Source organism: Enterobacter sp. ZOR0014, assembly GCF_000798855.1.
Lineage (GTDB): Bacteria > Pseudomonadota > Gammaproteobacteria > Enterobacterales > Enterobacteriaceae > Enterobacter > Enterobacter kobei.
Genome location: NZ_JTLF01000167.1, coordinates 1 through 16,301 on the forward strand (window position 1 = coordinate 1; position 16,301 = coordinate 16,301).

Consider the following 16,301-nt stretch of genomic DNA (forward strand, 5'->3'; position numbering starts at 1 on the left):
GGGAAAATTTAATACTGGCGGGCTTTTTTCACCTGCGCCTGCGTTTGCAAAGCGGCTTCACGCACGGCAGAAGACGCCGCCACCTGCGCGTCGCCGGTTCGCCACCACGAGGCGTAGTCATGGGTCATGGTCTTCGGCAGCACCTTGATGTCCAGCAGCGTCGGGCCCGGATGCGCGCGTGACGCCTCCAGCGCCGCCAGCAGGCTTTGCTCATCGTTCACCCGCCACGCGCGGCAGCCGTAGCTTTCCGCGTTTTGGGCAAAATCGACCTTCACCAGCGGCCCGTCCAGCCGTCCGGTTTCCGGGTTGCGATGGCGGTTTTCGGTGCCAAAGCTCCCCATGCCGTGCCCCATCTGCAGATTGTTAATGCAGCCAAAGCTGGCGTTATCAAACAGCAGAACGGTGACCTTAATCCCCTCCTGCACCGCGGTTTGCAGCTCGGAGTGCAGCATCATGTACGAGCCATCCCCCACCATGGCGTACACCGGCTGGTCGGGTCTGGCGAGCTTCGCACCGATGGCCGCCGCAATCTCGTAGCCCATGCAGGAGTATCCGTATTCCAGGTGATAGCTATCCGGCGTTTTCACCTGCCAGAGCCGCTGTAAATCGCCCGGCAGCGATCCGGCCGCCCCCACCACGATGGCGCTATCTTCAATATGCTGGTTGATCAGCCCCAGCACCCGCGTCTGGGTCAGGCGAGTGTTGAGCGTTTCGCCATATTCCACCAGCTGGCTATCCAGGTGCCCTGCCACTTCGGGCGCATCAGCAGGATGCCACTGGCGATCCCACAGGCGACGGCACTCGTCGCGCCACGCGGATTTCGCCTGGGCGATCGCGTCTCCCCAGCTGCTGCGATAATCCCTGAGCGCGTGGGTTAAGGCCTGAAGCCCGGTTTGGGCATCGGCGATCAGTGCGGTGGCGTCCAGCTTCAGGGCGTCAAACTCCGCCACGTTCAGCAGCAGAAATTCGACGTCCGGATGGGAAAAGAGCGCCTTGGAGCCGGTGGTAAAGTCAGTAAGACGCGTGCCGATGCCAATCACTAAATCCGCCTGGGGCGCGAGCTGGTTGGCCGCCAGTCCCCCCGTCACCCCAACGCCACCCAGGTTAAGTGGGTGGTCACTTACCAGCGCCCCCTTCCCGGCCTGGGTTTCGGCAAACGGCAGCTGCAGCGTCTCGACAAATTCGCGAAACGCCTCATGCGCGCCGGAATAGCGCACGCCGCCGCCGCACACCACCAGCGGACGACGCTTGCGGGCGATCAGCGCCCGCGCCTGCGCCAGACGCTGCGGGTCAGGCGGACGACGTTCGATGTGGTGCACGCGGCGCGCGAAGAAGCTCAGGGGATAATCCCAGGCTTCCCCCTGCACGTCCTGCGGCAGGCAGAGGGTCACCGCCCCGGTATTGGCGGGGTCAGTAAGCGTTCGCATCGCGCTTAGCATGGCGCTCATCAGCTGCTCGGGACGGTTGATGCGGTCCCAGTAGCGAGAGACAGGACGGAAGCAGTCGTTGGTGCTGATGCTGAGATCGTGATACTGCTCGATCTGCTGCAGCACCGGGTCCGGCTGGCGGCTGGCGTAGATATCGCCCGGCAGCAATAGCAGCGGAATGCGGTTCGCCGTAGCGGTTGCCGCCGCGGTCACCATATTGGCGGCGCCCGGCCCGACGGAGGAGGTGACGGCGAAAATGCGCTGACGGCGGTGCTGTTTGGCGAATCCCGTCGCCATATGGGCAATGCCCTGCTCGTTGCAGCCCTGCATCACCTGCAAATGGCCCGGATCTTGTTCCAGCGCCTGGCCGATGCCGAGCACGTTACCGTGCCCGAAAATAGTCGCCACGCCCTCCACGAAGGGCATTTCGTCGCCATCCACGCTGACGTATTGTTGATTAAGGAATCGGACCAGCGCCTGGGCCATAGTCATACGTTCGGTTTGCATAACGCCTCCTGTCAGCCCAGCGTTGGCATGGAGAACGCAGCGCCTGTCTCCTGCTGCATTTCCGGCCAGCGTGCGGTGATGGTTTTCATTCGGGTGTAGAAACGCACACCGTCGTTGCCGTGGACGTTGAGCGCACCAAAGATAGAGCGCTTCCAGCCACCGAAACTGTGGAATGCCATCGGCACCGGGATCGGCACATTGACCCCGACCATGCCCGCCTGCACCTCTTCGCAGAAGCGACGCGCGCAGCCGCCGTCACGGGTGAAGATTGCCGAACCATTACCATATTCATGGCGGTTAATCAGGTCCACCGCGCTGGCGTAATCTGCTACGCGCACCACAGAAAGCACCGGGCCGAAAATCTCTTCTTTATAGATGGTCATCTCCGGGGTGACGTTATCAAACAGCGTCGGCCCGACGAAATAGCCCTGCTCGTGCCCCTGCACGCTGAAGCTGCGACCGTCCACGCGAAGTGTCGCGCCCTGCACTTCCCCGCTGTCGATATAGCCCAGCACCTTGCTGCGGTGCGCCGAGGAGATGAGCGGCCCCATTTCGTTTTCCGGCGTCTGGTCCAGACCCGGCCCGACGCGCAGGGAGGCAATCTGTTTTTCCAGCCGGGCGCAGAGGTCATCGGCGGTTTTATCCCCCACCGCCAGCACCACCGAGAGCGCCATGCAGCGCTCCCCCGCCGCACCGAAGCCTGCGCCCATAATGGCGTTGGCGGCCATTTCCATGTCGGCATCCGGCATGAGAATACAGTGGTTTTTCGCGCCACCCAGTGCCTGACAGCGCTTTCCGTGGGCGGACGCGGTCTGGTAAATGTATTCGGCAATCGGCGTCGAGCCGACAAAGCTCACCGCCTGCACGCGCGGGTCGGTCAGGAGCACGTCAACGGACTCTTTGTCACCCTGCACCACGTTGAACACGCCGTCCGGCAGGCCAGCCTCTTTCAGCAGCTGCGCCAGCGCGAGCGCCAGGGAGGGATCTTTTTCTGACGGTTTCAGCACGAAGGTGTTTCCGGTCGCCAGCGCAATCGGGAACATCCACATAGGCACCATCGCCGGGAAGTTAAACGGCGTGATCCCAACGCAGACCCCGAGCGGCTGCATCAGCGAGTGGCTGTCAACGCCGGTGCCGACGTTGGCTGAGTGCTCACCTTTTTGCAGATGAGGGATACCGCAGGCAAATTCCACCACTTCCAGACCACGGGTGAGTTCGCCCACCGCGTCGGAGAAGACCTTGCCGTGCTCTTCGCTGATGAGACGGGCCAGGCGATCCATGTTCTCTTCCAGCAGCGCCTTGAAGCGGAACATCACGCGCGCGCGCTTAAGCGGAGCATGACGCGCCCACGCAGGAAACGCCTGCTGCGCGGCGGCAATTGCCTGCTCCGTTTCCTGTGCCGTACTCATCACCACCTGGCGGATCTGCTTGCCGGTGGCCGGGTTGAAGATCGCCTGAACGCGCTGGCCTGAACCGGTGACACATTCGCCGTGAATAAAATTCGCTACCGTCTCCATCCTTAACCTCTCGCTGTTGATACGTGACTGTTACCTGAACACTATATATGAAACAAATATTCCATTTTAAGTTGAAATAAAATAAATGATGATTATTGTGATCAAGGATGGATTTTTATGTTAACAGCCAACAATACTGACGCAGCGTGCGCTATTAAGGCATTTAGGGCGTGGGAATGACTGAAGCTTCTGTTTCATTTTTGCTGCCAGATGGATGGCCGACATTTAAAAGACGCGGTTTTGCGTTTAGAATCACAGGACTGTATTTGGGGGATAACATGACGACAGCAACCAGCCTGAACGAACTGCAGCAGCAAATCCGCGATCGCTACGATAGCCTGAGCAAGAGGCTGCAGCAGGTCTCCCGCTATGTGCTGGATAATACGAACAGCGTGGCCTTTGATACGGTTGCCGTGATTGCCGAGCGCGCCGACGTGCCGCCCTCGACGCTGATCCGCTTCGCCAACGCCTTTGACTTCACCGGCTTCAACGAAATGAAACAGCTGTTTCGCATGAACCTGGTGGAGGAGACCGCCAGCTACAGCGACCGTGCCCGGCTGTTCCGCGAAATGGAGAGCGAGGCCGTGCCCGAAACCCCGCTCGACATCCTGCAGGAGTTCGCCCGTTCAAACGCCCAGGCGCTACAGCAGCTGGCCGCCCGCGCCGAACCGGAAATGCTGGAGCGCGCGGTACAGCTGCTGGCCGACGCCGACACCATCTACATCGCCGGACTGCGCCGCTCCTTTAGCGTCGCGGCCTACCTAACCTATGCCCTGAGCCACCTGGAGTGTCGCCCGATTCTGCTCGACGGTATGGGTGGCATGCTGCGCGAGCAGATCAGCCGCATTAAGGCGCGCGACATTGTGGTGTCGATCAGCTTCTCGCCGTATGCGGAAGAGACGGTGATGGTCAGCGAAACCGCCGCCAGCGTCGGGGCGCGGCAGATTGTGATTACGGACAGCCAGATCAGCCCGCTGGCGACGTTCAGCGATCTCTGCTTTGTAGTGAAAGAGGCACAGGTGGACGCGTTTCGCTCCCAGTCGGCGACGCTGTGCCTGGTGCAGTCGCTGGTGGTGGCGCTGGCGTATAGGTTGGGGAGCGGGGAGAAATGAGCATGCAATCCCCGCATACTCGGTACTGATGAGTTCATGGATGGACTCAGCCTAGAGAATAGTCTGCTCAGACCACTAAAAATCCTTCCGTTACTGGCAATACAACTTGTCAGGACTGACAGAAACTGACCAGAAGCAGTCATTGCTACTCGTCCGACTCATTAGTCTCGCCGAACAAGAATTTCCCTATGTGCCAAATCGATCGCCCAACGTTGTGAATGAGTTGCTCTCCCTGCCGCAATGGCGAGTCTTCTTCATCGACGCCCGCGAGCTTGATCGCGTCTGTTATCTTTGAGCCTGTAGGGTGTGCATCACCCACTCGCATATCATAAACACCGGCAATCTCAGCAAATACTCTCTTGGCTTTGTCGTCTCCAATTTTCTCAGCCAAAATACTTTGGAGTAACTTGTTTGAGCCGAGCTTGGCTTTATCTTGGTGTGTAGAAAGCTTGCGTAACTCGGTTACGTTGAGCCTGTCCGAGAATACGCGAATGATGTCCTTGGCTAATCTGAGTAGAGTCGCTCTATCTTTGCTTGCAAACCTGGATATTTGCTGCCCTACTTCGGAGTCATCAATATCATGGGTGAACAGCGATATTTCGTATTTATGCCTGAAGCCATCTTCCAAAAGCCTCATGCTTCCAAAAAACATTTCTTCAACCGCATATGTTGGTGACGGTTTCGCCCTCACCTGCGCGTCCAGCAGCTCACTTGAAACCTTTCCTTCAGGAGCTACATTATAGCCTGCCCAAACATGCTGCTCCCATGGGGCGAGTCGTGCGATGTCATGAGCATATACGGTGATAAGATCCGAACTATTTATCCCGAAATGCGTTTTATATCCTGAGGTGGAATTAATAGCTCCAGTTTCAGCCGTGTACCACGCCAACTTAAATCCTCGACTATTGAGAAGTTCATTCACGACGCTGACCCGAAACCATAGCCAGCGGCCTATGTCCTCGTTATTAAGCTCTGCTGAACTCAATCGCGTCCCATCGGTTTCCACAATGAATTGCGGAAGGTTCGGATCTGCATCTCCACGAACTCGTAGGCTTTTTGATTGATGATCTATCCATTCCTCACGCCAAAATTCCCCCTCTACACGTACACCTTTATAGCCTCCACGATGCCCCTCTGAACTTTCGTAGCCAGTGTTCGAGTCATTCTCAGGGCCCATCACAGGCGCGTCTTCACCTTCATCTACGTCCGTTCGCCAAGCACGAAACATAGCCCAGCGCCCCCCAAAGACGTCATCAAGCTTGCGAACGATTAGGGTGAATTTACCGTTATCTCTTTCCTCATTGTGAGGCTGCAAATTTGAATATGCGCTATCCTCATATACGGGGACATTTTCTACCCTCTGTCGGTAGTATGAAAGGCGGAGCGACAGATTTCTGGCCGCTAGATAGTCGAGTAAAAATTCTCTTTTTATTTCTATCTGACGATGCTCGCCATTCTCACTCACTGTCTCGCGAGCCACCACAACGAAATTTTCTTCAGGCCTGACCCAGTTGCACCCCTCTTTGACCAAGTGCAGCGCAACTATCAAATCAGGGCTCAGTATCCATTTTCTACCACCAACAACAGGTTGCGGGTGTTCATAAACTAGATTGACACCTATTGGCTCTTTATCGTTGTAATGATATTGCTCAATGGACGCATAATATCCATGTTCGTATGCGTAAGGCGCGACTGTGTGCCCAATGCCTATGTCGCTCCATCCAAGACGTTCCTCTACTAGCTGGCGATGCTCTGGCGGGAATGCAACAGAACCACAGCCGAAATATTCACTGACATAGCCTACTTCTTTTAGATCCCCTTTCTTGCTCTCAATTGACGCTCTCAAAGGAACCCACGCCGCGTTAGAAAATACCCTGCGGGTTTCCCTAGTCTGGAGAATCCAATCTTCACTCATGGTCGAATCTCCTTTATTCATGACATCATGCTGGGATTAAGCAATGGCCTTCGCTTGATAGTTTCCTGCCTACCGTGGATCGAATAGTTGTAGCAGAATGAAATCGACCCCGCAGGAGTGCTGACAACATAGAGGCCGTCACGGTCCTTCACTTTGTAGAGTTTGTCTTTCGGCTTGATGTTACGCAGCTTGGTATCGGTCAGCACGGTCGAACTTCATCTAGAAAACACCATACCCCTCATCGCAACAAACCAATAAAAACATTATAAATCAATATATTAATTCAAATAAACACAATATCTATCTGGTTAGGAACGACATGGTATCGAGTGCCGAAAATTGTATTAGGGTCAGATCGTACCATCTACCATGCCATAAAAACGGGGGCCTGGCGATGCGAAAACTTGCCAGATAGTGCGAGGTCGAGAACGCAAAAAGCCCGCAATTACGCGGGCTTCCGGGTGTTTCTTGCTACTCATTGCCGGTCTATGCCAGACGCGAAATCATTCCCACTCAATCGTAGCCGGTGGCTTACCGCTGATGTCATACACCACGCGGGAAATACCGTTCACTTCGTTGATGATGCGGTTAGACACGCGGCCTAAGAAGTCATACGGCAGGTGCGCCCAGTGCGCGGTCATGAAGTCGATGGTTTCCACCGCACGCAGGGAAACAACCCAGTCGTACTTACGGCCATCGCCCATCACGCCGACAGAGCGAACCGGCAGGAACACGGTGAACGCCTGGCTTACTTTGTTGTACAGGTCAGCTTTGTGCAGCTCTTCGATGAAGATCGCGTCTGCGCGACGCAGCAGGTCGCAGTACTCTTTCTTCACTTCACCCAGTACGCGCACGCCGAGACCCGGGCCAGGGAACGGGTGACGGTAGAGCATGTCGTACGGCAGACCCAGTTCCAGACCGATCTTGCGTACTTCATCTTTGAACAGCTCGCGCAGCGGTTCAACCAGACCCATCTTCATCTCTTTCGGCAGGCCGCCCACGTTGTGGTGAGATTTGATGACGTGTGCTTTACCGGTTGCTGAAGCAGCTGATTCAATCACGTCAGGATAGATAGTGCCCTGTGCCAGCCATTTAACGTCTTCCAGCTTCAGCGCTTCTTCGTCGAACACTTCCACGAACACGCGGCCGATGATTTTACGCTTGGCTTCCGGATCGTTCTCGCCTTTCAGCGCGTCCAGGAAACGCTGCTCACCTTCCACATGAACGATGTTCAGACCGAAGTGGTCACCGAACATGTCCATCACCTGCTGGGCTTCGTTCAGACGCAGCAGACCGTTGTCCACAAAGACGCAGGTCAGGTTTTTGCCGATGGCACGGTGCAGCAGCATCGCGGTCACGGAGGAGTCGACGCCGCCGGAGAGGCCGAGGATCACTTTGTCATCACCAACCTGCTGGCGGATACGCTCCACGGCGTCGTCGATGATTTTTGCCGGGGTCCACAGCGCTTCACACTGGCAGATGTCGCGCACGAAGCGCTCCAGCATGCGCATACCCTGACGGGTGTGGGTCACTTCCGGGTGGAACTGCACGCCGTAGAAGCGTTTTTCTTCGTTCGCCATGATCGCGAACGGGCAGCTTTCGGTGCTGGCAACGGTTACGAAGTCAGACGGGATAGCGGTGACCTTGTCGCCGTGGCTCATCCACACGTCCAGCAGCGGTTTGCCGTCAGCGGTCAGGGAGTCTTCGATACCACGCACCAGTGCGCTGTCGGTGACGACTTCTACCTGTGCATAACCGAACTCACGCTCGTTAGAGCCTTCTACGTGGCCGCCCAGCTGCATGGCCATGGTCTGCATACCGTAGCAGACACCGAATACCGGCACGCCTGCTTCGAACACGTACTGCGGCGCGCGCGGGCTGTTCTCTTCGGTGGTGCTTTCCGGGCCGCCGGACAGGATGATGCCGCTTGGATTGAATTCGCGAATCTGTGCTTCCGTGACATCCCACGCCCACAGTTCGCAGTAAACGCCCAGTTCACGTACGCGACGCGCCACCAGCTGAGTGTACTGAGAACCAAAATCGAGGATGAGGATGCGATGTTTATGAATGTTTTCCGTCATTGACGCTAATTCCGAGGCAAGTGAAACAGATTAAATAAATCGCCCGACACGAGGTCGGGCGAAGAAAAATCAGGAGCCCAGACGATAGTTCGGGGACTCTTTGGTGATCGTCACGTCGTGAACGTGGCTCTCCTGGATACCCGCACCGCTGATGCGTACGAATTCCGCTTTGGTACGCAGCAGGTCAATGGTACCACAGCCGGTCAGACCCATACAGGAGCGCAGGCCGCCCATCTGCTGGTGAATGATCTCTTTCAGACGGCCTTTATAAGCAACGCGGCCTTCGATACCTTCCGGCACCAGTTTGTCAGCGGCGTTATCGGTCTGGAAGTAACGGTCAGAGGAACCTTTGGACATCGCGCCCAGGGAGCCCATCCCACGATAGGATTTGTAAGAACGGCCCTGGTAGAGTTCGATTTCACCCGGGGATTCTTCGGTACCGGCCAGCATGGAGCCCACCATCACGGCAGCAGCGCCCGCGGCGATGGCTTTAGCGATGTCGCCAGAGAAGCGGATACCGCCGTCAGCGATAACCGGAATACCGGTGCCTTCCAGCGCTTCAACCGCGTCAGATACCGCGGTGATCTGCGGAACACCCACGCCGGTGACGATACGGGTAGTACAGATAGAGCCTGGACCGATACCCACTTTCACCGCGCTGCAGCCGGCATCAGCCAGCGCACGAGCGCCTGCGCCTGTTGCCACGTTGCCGCCGATGATCTGCAGGTCCGGGTACTTAGCACGGGTGTCACGAATACGCTGCAGAACGCCTTCAGAGTGGCCGTGTGAGGAGTCGATCAGCAGGACGTCAACGCCCGCAGCCACCAGCGCATCAACACGCTCTTCGTTACCGGCACCGGCACCCACCGCTGCACCGACGCGCAGACGGCCATGCTCGTCTTTACAGGCGTTAGGTTTACGTTCTGCTTTCTGGAAATCTTTCACGGTGATCATGCCGCGCAGATGGAAGTTCGCATCCACAACCAGCGCTTTCTCAACGCGTTTTTCGTGCATTTTCGCCAGCACTACGTCGCGGGTTTCACCTTCGCGAACGGTCACCAGACGCTCTTTTGGCGTCATGTAGACGCTGACAGGCTGGTTCAGGTCAGTCACGAAGCGCACGTCACGGCCGGTGATGATGCCAACCAGCTCGTTATCTTCGGTCACAACCGGGTAACCGGCGAAGCCGTTACGTTCGGTCAGGGCTTTCACTTCGTGCAGAGTGGTGGTTGGCAGAACGGTCTGAGGGTCAGACACAATGCCGGATTCATGTTTCTTCACGCGGCGAACTTCTTCCGCCTGACGCTCGATAGACATGTTTTTATGGATAAAGCCAATGCCGCCTTCCTGTGCCAGGGCGATAGCCAGGCGCGCTTCAGTCACGGTGTCCATTGCCGCGGAGAGCATAGGAATGTTCAGACGAATGGTTTTCGTCAACTGCGTGCTGAGGTCGGCAGTATTCGGCAGAACGGTGGAATGAGCGGGAACGAGGAGGACGTCGTCAAACGTCAGTGCTTCTTTAGCGATACGTAGCATGGGCAATATCTCTGACCTGGGTGGTTAAATATTGCCGTGGCATTATACAGAGCGTAACCGATTGCATCTACACTTTTTTAAAAAAAATGCTTGCGATTGCCTCTCAGCAGGTTACTATCGACTGAATAACTTGCTGATTTAGAATTTGATCCCGCTCACATGTTATCCTCTCAATCCCCCTCAATTTATACCGTCAGCCGCCTGAATCAGACGGTGCGTTTGCTGCTTGAGCAGGAAATGGGGCAGGTCTGGATCAGCGGTGAGATCTCTAACTTCACGCAGCCCTCTTCCGGCCACTGGTACTTTACCTTAAAAGACGACACCGCCCAGGTGCGCTGCGCGATGTTCCGCAACAGCAACCGCCGCGTGACGTTTCGTCCGCAGCACGGCCAGCAGGTTCTGGTTCGCGCCAATATTACCCTGTATGAACCGCGCGGTGATTATCAAATTATCGTCGAGAGTATGCAGCCTGCGGGCGAAGGGCTGTTGCAGCAGAAGTATGAGCAGTTAAAAGCAACGCTTTCTGCCGAGGGGCTTTTCGACCAGCAGTTTAAAAAACCGCTGCCCTCTCCTGCCCACTGCGTTGGGGTTATCACCTCAAAAACCGGTGCGGCACTGCATGACATTTTGCACGTCCTCAAGCGTCGCGACCCTTCCCTGCCCGTCATCATCTACCCGACCGCCGTGCAGGGCGACGATGCGCCGGGCCAGATTGTGCGCGCCATTGCGCTGGCGAATGCGCGCCAGGAGTGTGACGTGCTCATCGTCGGGCGCGGAGGCGGCTCGCTGGAAGACCTGTGGAGCTTTAACGACGAGCGCGTGGCGCGGGCAATCTTTGCCAGCCTTATCCCGGTCGTGAGTGCCGTCGGGCATGAAACGGACGTGACGATAGCCGATTTTGTCGCGGATTTACGTGCGCCTACGCCTTCCGCGGCGGCAGAAGTGGTGAGTCGTAACCAGCTGGAGCTGCTGCGTCAGATCCAGAACGGCCAGCAGCGCCTTGAAATGGCGATGGACTACTTCCTCGCCAACCGTACCCGTCGCTTTACCCAGCTTCATCATCGTCTGCAGCAGCAGCACCCGCAGCTGCGCCTGGCGCGTCAGCAGACGGTGCTGGATCGTCTGCGCCAGCGCATGAATATCGCGCTGGATACTCAGCTGAAACGCGCGGTTTCGCGCCAGCAGCGCGTGACGCAGCGCCTTAACCAGCAAAATCCGCAGCCGAAAATTTACCGCGCACAAACGCGGATTCAGCAGCTGGAGTTTCGTCTGGCGGAGACTCTCCGCGCCCGGCTGAGTACCACCCGCGAACGTTTTGGCAATGCGGTGACCCATCTTGAAGCGGTCAGCCCCCTCTCCACGCTGGCGCGCGGCTATAGCGTGACAACGGCGACGGACGGCAAAGTGCTGAAGCAGACCAAACAGGTGAATACCGGCGATGTGCTGACGACGCGTCTTTCAGACGGCTGGGTAGAAAGCGAAGTGAAATCAATTAAACCGGTGAAAAAGACGCGTCAGCGTAAAACCGGATAATTCTTCGCCGGTTACTTACTATACTGCAGCTATTCCCTTTTTTGATAAGGAGAGCTGCATGAACCATCTTTATAGCGTTATTCCCCCTTATATTCTGCGTCGTATTATCGAAACGGGTTCCGAGCCGCAGCAGCGCTGCGCCCGTCAGACCTTAACCCACGTGCAGACGTTAATGGCCCATATGCCGGGCAAGCCCGCCGCCCCGCACGTGAATAAAGCCGGTCAGCTTGAGCGCGATATTTACGATGCGAAGCAAACCCAGGAGCTGCCGGGTACCCAGGTGCGTTATGAGGGTCAGCCGTCGAATGGCGATGTCGCGGTCGATGAAGCCTACGCGTATTTAGGGATTACCCATGATTTCTTCTGGAAAGAATATCTGCGCGATTCACTCGATAATAAAGGGCTTATTTTGACCGGGACCGTTCACTACGGCCGGGAATATCAGAACGCCTTCTGGAATGGTCAGCAGATGGTATTTGGCGACGGCGACGGGGAAATATTTAATCGCTTCACGATTGCCATTGACGTGGTGGCGCACGAACTGAGCCACGGCGTAACCGAGACCGAGGCCGGACTGATCTATTTTGAACAGTCGGGCGCGCTAAACGAGTCTCTCTCTGACGTGTTTGGCTCGCTGGTGAAACAGTATCATCTGAAGCAAACCGCCGATAAAGCAGACTGGCTGATTGGTGAAGGGCTGCTGGCCGCAGGAATTAACGGCAAAGGGCTGCGCTCGATGTCTGAACCCGGCACCGCCTACGATGACCCGCTGCTCGGCAAAGATCCGCAGCCCGCGCACATGAAAGATTTCATTAAAACGCGCGAGGATAACGGCGGCGTGCATCTGAACTCCGGTATCCCCAACCGGGCGTTTTATCTGGCCGCGACGGCGATCGGCGGTCACGCCTGGGAAAAAGCGGGTTATGCCTGGTACGACACAGTTTGCGATCGCAATCTGGCGCAGGATGCAGATTTTGAGGCCTTCGCAAAACTGACGATCGCGCACGGAGAGAAACGCTCCGGTAGCGACGTCGGAGCGGCCATAAAACAAGCCTGGGAACAGGTGGGAGTGCTGTAAATGCAGGTTCCGGAACTGACGGATGACGCCGTAGTTGAGCTGGCCCGGGAAGGCGGCGTCGCTTTTATTCCTAAGCTGAGCGGTCAGCGCACCATCGCGCTGTCCTCGCTCAATGAGGCCCAGCGCCAGCGCCTGGTGAGCATCCTGGAGCAGGCGTTTCCACGCGGCCAGCCGCCCGGGCAAGCCACGTCACCCGGCAGCGGTGACCAGCGCTATTTCCGCATCCAGATTATCTGGAACGGGCAGAATCAGGCACATTATGCCGATATCATCGTGCTGGTGCCCGAGCAGGAAGCACCCGAGTCGCTGGTCGAACTGTGGCAGAAAGGCGAAGGCTGCGTGTGTGATTAACGTTCTGCCGGAATAAACTCCACGCGCTTTTTAGAGATTAAGCCGTGGCCGTTCTGGCAGAAATAATCCACCGCGCCACAGGCTTTTAAAACCTGGAGCGGCTGATGGCACTCCGGGCAACGGGCTTCAAGCGCAATGTCTTTGTTACAGTTCTCGCAGTGCGCCGCCCCATTCTGAGGCTCCAGCGTTGCCAGGCAATCCGGGCAGGTAATCGTCATGGTGACTCCTTCAAAGCATTCAGGTCTGGGGTAATTTTACCACGTTGCGTTCAGTGCGGACCACGCAACTGTTGCTGCAAGGTCAGCAGCAGCGCAACTTCCTCGATCCGACGGCGCGTGGTACGGCTCACCTCCTGCGGATCCCGCTCAAACAGACTTTTATCGCCAAGAATATGTCCCGCAAGACAGTGCTCGTAGATTGTGCCGGGGAGAGACCAGCGCTGGATATCATCCCCCTCAATGACCTCCAGCACATCTTCCGCGCCGCGCCGGTCGTGACTGATGGTGCGCCCGTCACGCAGATGCAGACGCAAGCCTTTTTGCCCGCCCGCGGGTCCTGCGTATTTGTTAAGCCAGATGTCTACCGGTACGCCGCTGATGCTTCCCTGAAGATGCGCCTCACCTTCCGCCGTGGTCAGGTCTCCTTTTGCAATAGCGCGGCCCAGACGGTCTTTAGCGGCAACGACCTGTAGCGTCATCTCCTCATCGCCCCCCAGAAAGCACATCGTTTCACGCAGCATCGCCAGCACATGCGTACCGATATCCAGAATCACGCCATCAGGGTGACGAAGCGTTCTGGTATCCGGTTCACCGGTGGAGAAATTAAGCGCGATGGGTTCGCCGACAGCGTTATACCCGCTTGGCTCCTGCAAAAAGCCTTCGATTCTGACGACGTCAGAAAAATGATTGACCAGCGAGCGCTTCGCCGTTTCGGTGCGCGCCATCCAGTGGTCGAGCGCCAGCACTCGGGATGCCGCACCGGGCGTGGTCAGCAGCGCATTAAGCTTATCTATTTGGGGAAGCGTGGCGACAATCGGTTTTTCTATCACAATCCGGGAGATCGGTGAGGCGATCGCCTGCTCAAGCACCTCAAGATGGTGCAGCGATGCGGTAGTGATAAAGAGGGTATCAAGCGGGGTGGCAAGCAGTTCCGCAAGCGAGGCGCAGCGCATCACGCCTTCAGGGTGCTTTGCCGGGAGAACATCAAACCCGAAACAACGAACCGGGCGGCCATACAGGTTACGCAATGCGGGCAGATACGCTGTCTCCACTACCGCACCAAGACCAACAAATCCTAACTGCATATTTTCACCTCAGGGAATAACGTGCCGGGGCGTAACGCCAGCCCCGGCACGCTGAGGTTTATCAGGCGCTAGCTGCCGGTTTCGTTTGCGCATTTTCCAGCATACGACGCACCGGAACAATGAGGACGATCAGCACCGCGGCACAAATCAGCAGCGCGATGGAGCAGCGGGCGAAGAGATCCGGCAGCATATCCAGCTGGTCGGCCTTCACGTGGCCGCCGATCAGGCCGGCCGCCAGGTTACCCAAGGCACTGGCGCAGAACCACAGACCCATCATCTGGCCGCGCATTCTTTCCGGCGCCAGCAGGGTCATGGTCGCCAGACCGATCGGGCTCAGGCACAGTTCACCCAGCGTCAGCATCAGGATACTGCCCACCAGCCAGAACGGCGACACCCCCGCCCCACCGTTGCTCAGTACATTCTGTGCCGCCAGCATCATCAGGCCAAAGCCCGCTGCCGCACACAGAATACCGATCACGAATTTGGTGATACTGCTCGGGCGGATGTTCTTCGTCGCGAGCTTCGGCCATGCCCAGCTGAACACCGGGGCCAGCAGGATGATGAACAGCGCGTTAATCGACTGGAACCAAACCGCCGGGATTTCAAAATCACCGATCATGCGGTTAGTGTAGTCGTTGGCAAACAGGTTGAACGAGGTTGGCTTCTGCTCAAACGCAGACCAGAAGAACGCCGCTGAGACCAGCAGAATAAAGCACACCAGCAGTCTGGCGCGTTCTTTACGGTTCAGGCCAGCAAAAACAAACAGATAAATAAAGTAGAGGGCAACAGACGCCGCAATCACGTAGACCAGCACGCTGGCTACCGCGACCGGGTTAATCACAATCACGCCCTGCGCAATCAGCGTCACGAGCGTTGCCACACCTGCCGCCAGCACCAGCAGCCAGATGCCCACGCCATTACGCTTCACCACCGGACTGTTCCAGGTGGAATCCAGACCGACTTCGCTGTCATAGCGTTTCATCGCCGGAACCGCAAACACGCGGAAGATAATCAGCGCCACCAGCATCCCGATGCCGCCAATACCAAAGCCCCAGTGCCAGCCGTGGGTTTTAATCAGCCAGCCGGAAATCAGCGGGGCAATGAACGAGCCCATGTTGATGCCCATATAGAACAGCGAGAAACCGCCGTCACGACGCGCATCGCCTTTTTTATACAGAGTCCCCACCATGACCGAGATACAGGTCTTGAACAGGCCAGAGCCGAGCACGATGAACATCAGGCCGATAAAGAACAGGTTGTCACCCATGATGGCCGACAGCGCAATCGACAGGTGGCCGAGCGCAATCAGAATTGAACCGTACCAGACGGCTCTCTGCTGCCCAAGCCAGTTATCCGCCAGCCAGCCCCCCGGCAGCGCGGCCAGGTACATGGTCCCGGCAAAGATACCGACAATCGCTGAGGCGTTTTCACGGGCCAGGCCCATCCCGCCGTCATAGACGGTGGCGGCCATAAACAGGATCAGTAACGGACGAATGCCGTAAAACGAGAAACGCTCCCACATCTCGGTGAAAAACAGTGAACCGAGCGGATACGGATGGCCGAAGAACGTTCGGCTCTCTTTTTGATTAACAGAGGATTGCATAATTCTCCCGAAAGGTATGTGTCGTGCTTGTAAACACCAGCAAGTACGCCGGCCAGTTACGTATCTGACCGATTTTTTACATGCGGCGAAAAGTTAGTTAACCATTTGATAACCAGATGCTAGTTTTGTCTAGTACCGGGCCCGGGACTTTAAGACGAAAATTCGACGATTGTCTACTTTCTTAGTTTTAAACATGGTTAAAAGTGAATAGTGATTGACATCACACAGAGAAAACCGGCGGTATGATTGGGCAAAAAAAAGCCCGCGACATGCGCGGGCTTTTGTGAGTTCAGCAAAGCTTATTTGCTTTTTTTAATGTGCTTAATCAAACGCTTACG

The 16,301-nt window shown here is 56.7% G+C and carries 12 protein-coding genes and 1 pseudogene; 4 read left to right on the top strand and 9 right to left on the bottom strand.

The features are described 5' to 3' along the window. Positions 1 to 8 precede the first annotated feature (8 nt). A complete protein-coding gene (gene iolD, locus L977_RS08440) occupies positions 9 to 1,934 on the bottom strand; it encodes a 3D-(3,5/4)-trihydroxycyclohexane-1,2-dione acylhydrolase (decyclizing) (protein WP_045281141.1) in 1,926 nt (641 codons plus the stop codon). 11 nt (positions 1,935 to 1,945) lie between these two features. Continuing rightward, the gene (locus L977_RS08445) at positions 1,946 to 3,451 is read right to left on the bottom strand and encodes a CoA-acylating methylmalonate-semialdehyde dehydrogenase (protein WP_047625581.1); all 1,506 of its coding nucleotides are present in this window, start codon (positions 3,449 to 3,451) and stop codon (positions 1,946 to 1,948) included. A gap of 278 nt (positions 3,452 to 3,729) precedes the next feature. On the opposite strand from L977_RS08445, the gene L977_RS08450 reads away from it, so the two are divergent. After that, positions 3,730 to 4,563 (top strand): MurR/RpiR family transcriptional regulator, encoded by an 834-nt coding sequence (locus L977_RS08450; RefSeq protein ID WP_024908667.1) that lies wholly within the window; start codon positions 3,730 to 3,732, stop codon positions 4,561 to 4,563. A gap of 145 nt (positions 4,564 to 4,708) precedes the next feature. Here L977_RS08450 and L977_RS08455 read toward each other — a convergent pair whose 3' ends face one another. The 4 genes and pseudogenes from L977_RS08455 to guaB all read right to left on the bottom strand — a co-directional run bounded on the left by L977_RS08455 (position 4,709) and on the right by guaB (position 10,095). Then, entirely contained in the window at positions 4,709 to 6,478 is a 1,770-nt protein-coding gene (locus L977_RS08455) for a hypothetical protein (protein WP_047625582.1), read from the bottom strand. 56 nt (positions 6,479 to 6,534) lie between these two features. After that, positions 6,535 to 6,684, bottom strand: a pseudogene (locus tag L977_RS23705) (Arm DNA-binding domain-containing protein); the annotation flags it as partial. Between the two features lie 297 nt (positions 6,685 to 6,981). After that, positions 6,982 to 8,559 carry a glutamine-hydrolyzing GMP synthase gene (gene guaA / locus L977_RS08460; protein WP_006811514.1) on the bottom strand — a complete coding sequence of 526 codons (1,578 nt, stop codon included), beginning with the start codon at positions 8,557 to 8,559 and terminating at the stop codon, positions 6,982 to 6,984. Between the two features lie 69 nt (positions 8,560 to 8,628). Beyond that, positions 8,629 to 10,095, bottom strand: coding sequence for an IMP dehydrogenase (gene guaB, locus L977_RS08465; RefSeq protein WP_014884799.1), 1,467 nt, complete (start codon positions 10,093 to 10,095; stop codon positions 8,629 to 8,631). Positions 10,096 to 10,254: 159 nt separating this feature from the next. Here guaB and xseA point away from each other — a divergent pair, with 159 nt between their 5' ends. Genes xseA through L977_RS08480 form a run of 3 tightly spaced genes read left to right on the top strand, consistent with a single transcriptional unit; the run spans position 10,255 to position 13,057 of the window. Then, positions 10,255 to 11,628: an exodeoxyribonuclease VII large subunit gene (gene xseA / locus L977_RS08470; RefSeq protein ID WP_047625583.1), complete on the top strand. Its 1,374-nt coding sequence runs from the start codon at positions 10,255 to 10,257 to the stop codon at positions 11,626 to 11,628. A gap of 58 nt (positions 11,629 to 11,686) precedes the next feature. Further along, complete coding sequence (locus L977_RS08475; protein ID WP_047625584.1) at positions 11,687 to 12,706, top strand: M4 family metallopeptidase; 1,020 nt, start codon at positions 11,687 to 11,689, stop codon at positions 12,704 to 12,706. Further along, positions 12,707 to 13,057, top strand: a complete 351-nt coding sequence (locus L977_RS08480) for a protealysin inhibitor emfourin (protein WP_045281147.1) — start codon at positions 12,707 to 12,709, stop codon at positions 13,055 to 13,057. Here L977_RS08480 and L977_RS08485 read toward each other — a convergent pair. The 3 genes from L977_RS08485 to L977_RS08495 all read right to left on the bottom strand — a co-directional run bounded on the left by L977_RS08485 (position 13,054) and on the right by L977_RS08495 (position 15,963). Further along, positions 13,054 to 13,275, bottom strand: a complete 222-nt coding sequence (locus tag L977_RS08485; protein ID WP_047625585.1) for a zinc ribbon domain-containing protein — start codon at positions 13,273 to 13,275, stop codon at positions 13,054 to 13,056. The two genes, L977_RS08480 and L977_RS08485, sit on opposite strands and share 4 nt — an antisense overlap. Positions 13,276 to 13,325: 50 nt before the next feature. Beyond that, positions 13,326 to 14,360, bottom strand: coding sequence for an oxidoreductase (locus tag L977_RS08490; protein WP_047625586.1), 1,035 nt, complete (start codon positions 14,358 to 14,360; stop codon positions 13,326 to 13,328). 61 nt (positions 14,361 to 14,421) lie between these two features. Further along, a complete protein-coding gene (locus L977_RS08495) occupies positions 14,422 to 15,963 on the bottom strand; it encodes a peptide MFS transporter (RefSeq protein WP_047625587.1) in 1,542 nt (513 codons plus the stop codon). Positions 15,964 to 16,301: the final 338 nt, after the last annotated feature.

Coding starts and splice junctions, on each gene's coding strand:
- iolD (WP_045281141.1), bottom strand. CDS start 1,934: ATGCAAACCGAACGTATGACTATGGCCCAGGCGCTGGTCCGATTCCTT.
- L977_RS08445 (WP_047625581.1), bottom strand. CDS start 3,451: ATGGAGACGGTAGCGAATTTTATTCACGGCGAATGTGTCACCGGTTCA.
- L977_RS08450 (WP_024908667.1), top strand. CDS start 3,730: ATGACGACAGCAACCAGCCTGAACGAACTGCAGCAGCAAATCCGCGAT.
- L977_RS08455 (WP_047625582.1), bottom strand. CDS start 6,478: ATGAGTGAAGATTGGATTCTCCAGACTAGGGAAACCCGCAGGGTATTT.
- guaA (WP_006811514.1), bottom strand. CDS start 8,559: ATGACGGAAAACATTCATAAACATCGCATCCTCATCCTCGATTTTGGT.
- guaB (WP_014884799.1), bottom strand. CDS start 10,095: ATGCTACGTATCGCTAAAGAAGCACTGACGTTTGACGACGTCCTCCTC.
- xseA (WP_047625583.1), top strand. CDS start 10,255: ATGTTATCCTCTCAATCCCCCTCAATTTATACCGTCAGCCGCCTGAAT.
- L977_RS08475 (WP_047625584.1), top strand. CDS start 11,687: ATGAACCATCTTTATAGCGTTATTCCCCCTTATATTCTGCGTCGTATT.
- L977_RS08480 (WP_045281147.1), top strand. CDS start 12,707: ATGCAGGTTCCGGAACTGACGGATGACGCCGTAGTTGAGCTGGCCCGG.
- L977_RS08485 (WP_047625585.1), bottom strand. CDS start 13,275: ATGACGATTACCTGCCCGGATTGCCTGGCAACGCTGGAGCCTCAGAAT.
- L977_RS08490 (WP_047625586.1), bottom strand. CDS start 14,360: ATGCAGTTAGGATTTGTTGGTCTTGGTGCGGTAGTGGAGACAGCGTAT.
- L977_RS08495 (WP_047625587.1), bottom strand. CDS start 15,963: ATGCAATCCTCTGTTAATCAAAAAGAGAGCCGAACGTTCTTCGGCCAT.